The 2,313-nt window shown below is 60.9% G+C and carries 3 protein-coding genes; 2 read left to right on the forward strand and 1 reads right to left on the reverse strand.

The window, feature by feature from the left end; all coding sequences use genetic code 11:
- Together HMPREF9440_RS02450 and HMPREF9440_RS02455 are read left to right on the forward strand one after the other, a co-directional pair.
- Positions 1 to 585 (forward strand): type ISP restriction/modification enzyme (locus HMPREF9440_RS02450; protein ID WP_008541166.1); only part of this gene is annotated, 585 nt, incomplete at its 5' end.
- A 156-nt stretch (positions 586 to 741) separates the two neighbouring features.
- Positions 742 to 1,170, forward strand: coding sequence for a PepSY-like domain-containing protein (locus HMPREF9440_RS02455; protein ID WP_008541167.1), 429 nt, complete (start codon positions 742 to 744; stop codon positions 1,168 to 1,170).
- A 104-nt stretch (positions 1,171 to 1,274) separates the two neighbouring features.
- Here the strand turns inward: HMPREF9440_RS02455 and HMPREF9440_RS02460 are convergent, their stop codons facing one another.
- The gene (locus HMPREF9440_RS02460; RefSeq protein WP_008541168.1) at positions 1,275 to 1,583 is read right to left on the reverse strand and encodes an HU family DNA-binding protein; all 309 of its coding nucleotides are present in this window, start codon (positions 1,581 to 1,583) and stop codon (positions 1,275 to 1,277) included.
- Between the last annotated feature and the right edge of the window lie 730 nt (positions 1,584 to 2,313).

Here is a 2,313-nt window from a genome sequence, read left to right on the forward strand (position 1 = left end):
AAGGGCCCCGGTGAAGAGGTTCCTTACATCTACGGAATCCTTCACTCAGAGGACTACCGCCAGCGCTACGCGAACAACTTGATGAAGGAGCTGCCTCGCATTCCGCGCGTCGCCACGTACGAACAGTTCAAAGCGTTCGAAGTGGCGGGGCGCAAGCTTGCGGAGCTGCACGTCAACTTCGAAGAGGTAAAGCCTTACCCTGCAAACGTTGTGATGAAGCCCGGTACGCCGAACTACCGCGTCACTCAAATGAAGTGGGGGAAGATCTCCGGCAAGACCGGCAATGCCGCGAAGGACAAGAGTCGTCTCATCTACAACGAGGACATCACGGTCGAGGGTATTCCGATCGAAGCGCAGGAGTACGTCGTCAACAAGAAGTCGGCGCTCGATTGGGTGGTTGAGCGTGCCTGCGTGAAGACCGACAAGGCGTCGGGCATTGTCAACGACTTCAATGACTACGCCGCGGAAATCGGTAATCCGCGCTATCCGTTGGATCTCTTCCTCAAAGTGATCACGGTGAGCCTGGAGACGATGAAGATCGTCAAGAGCCTGCCGAAGCTTGAGATCCATCCTATGGATAAGTGACCGTTGAAGGGCCGTCTTGCTCGACCAGGGGGACGGCCCTTCTTCCCTGCACTTCGTTGCAAATCGGACGGCGAAAGAGGCCGCCGTTCCCAGCATCCCGCGGCGACAATGCTCCCAAGACCAAACACGTCCCGCTCGGGAAACCAGGAGCCGCATATGCTCAAAGCCAAGCCCCTCACCATCGCCGCCGTCGCGACGTTCGCGGCGCTGGCCTCCCTCTCCGCTCAGGCCAAAGACCTCCGCGAAGCGGACGTCCCCGAAGCCGTCCGCGCGGCCGTCTCCCAGGCGCTCCCCAACGCGCAGGTGACGGAATGGGATTTCGACGACGGCCGCTATGAGGCGGAACTCCGTGAAGGCCGCCTCGAAGCCAAGCTCGAACTCTCGCCGGAAGGCAGGATTTTGAAGTCGAAGCGCGACGTCGCCGCTGAGGCGATCCCCACGAACGTCCGTGAGGAAGTCCTCCGCCGCCGTCCGGGCGCGGAGATCCTTGGTGCGAACCTCCACGAGGAAGAGGGCAAGACCTGGTGGGACGTGGGCGTCAAGCTCGAGAACGGCCGCCACAAGAACGAAATCGTGCGGCCGTAAGGGTCCCTCGCCCCAGATGCAAAAACCCCGCCGGCACGAACCCGGCGGGGTTTTTCATTTCAGTTCGGGGGCCGGTAGGCCCCCCTTCGGGAAGAAAGTCCCTGTCATTCGCCCTTTTCGAGGGCCTGACGGACGGAGTCGTCGCGCAGGGCGTCCTTGAACGCGGTGCCCGGGATGAACTTCGGCAGACGCTGCGACGGAATCTTGATCTGCTCGCCCGTGACGGGGTTGCGGCCCACGCGTTCGGCACGGTCGACGGCACGGAACGTGCCGAAGCCGATCAGCGTGACGACCTTGTTCTGGCAGACGGATTCGATGATGCTTTCGAGCGCAGCGACGAGGACCTTGTCGGCCATCTGCTGGGACACGCCGGCGCGCTTGGCGACCTGTTCGACGAGTTCAAGACGGGTCATGGGATTCACTCCTCAAAGTAGATGCAGGTCAGGAGCAAAAGGGAAATCGTGCGTTGATATCAGCATCCCAAACCGCTCGACCTGAGTTGGAATTATAGGTATCGCGCCGCCGCGGCGTCACTCAAGGAAACACCACTTCGGCCCAACTTTTTTCGGCCTAGACCGGCATGTATGAGCCGATCCAAGGCAACGACCCTCATTATGATTCAGAAAGCCTTTTCCCGTCGACAGGCAGATACGAAGGAAATTGCCTCATAACCGCACCGAAGTACCGAACACGTGCCGGACGGACAGTTTTCCGTTCGCCCCAGTATCCCCTGCGGGACGGGGATCTACGGGCGTCGGCCACTTGTATTCAAAGTGTTAACAGGTGTGAGAACTAGGTACTATTACTCATCAGGGTTAGCCCGGGCATGGCACAATAAGTCCCACGCAAATGGTTGGTACGCGCTTTCCGGCGCGTCCCTCTCTTTGGTGGTTAAATCTCTTCAGCCGCGTTTGCGCGACGCAACCCGCGAGTCCCTAGAGGGACGGGCAGGGGCGTGGCGAACGCGGTTTCTTTTTGTCTGCGAAGGGCGCACCCTGCACCGGGGATCGGCGCCCTCCGCGGGAGGCCCGCGCCGGGTTCTCGGGAATCGATTTTGAGGTTTCCGAACGCGCCCGGCCCCGTATATCGGGGTCGGCCTCCGAAGCGACGTCCAAGACGCCCCGCATCCACGCCCGCACCCCC

Source organism: Sutterella parvirubra YIT 11816, from assembly GCF_000250875.1.
Taxonomy (GTDB): Bacteria; Pseudomonadota; Gammaproteobacteria; order Burkholderiales; family Burkholderiaceae_F; genus Sutterella; species Sutterella parvirubra.

Bases quoted from the DNA above. Each gene is read 5' to 3' on its own strand.
- HMPREF9440_RS02455 (WP_008541167.1), top strand. From the start codon at position 742: ATGCTCAAAGCCAAGCCCCTCACCATCGCCGCCGTCGCGACGTTCGCG.
- HMPREF9440_RS02460 (WP_008541168.1), bottom strand. From the start codon at position 1,583: ATGACCCGTCTTGAACTCGTCGAACAGGTCGCCAAGCGCGCCGGCGTG.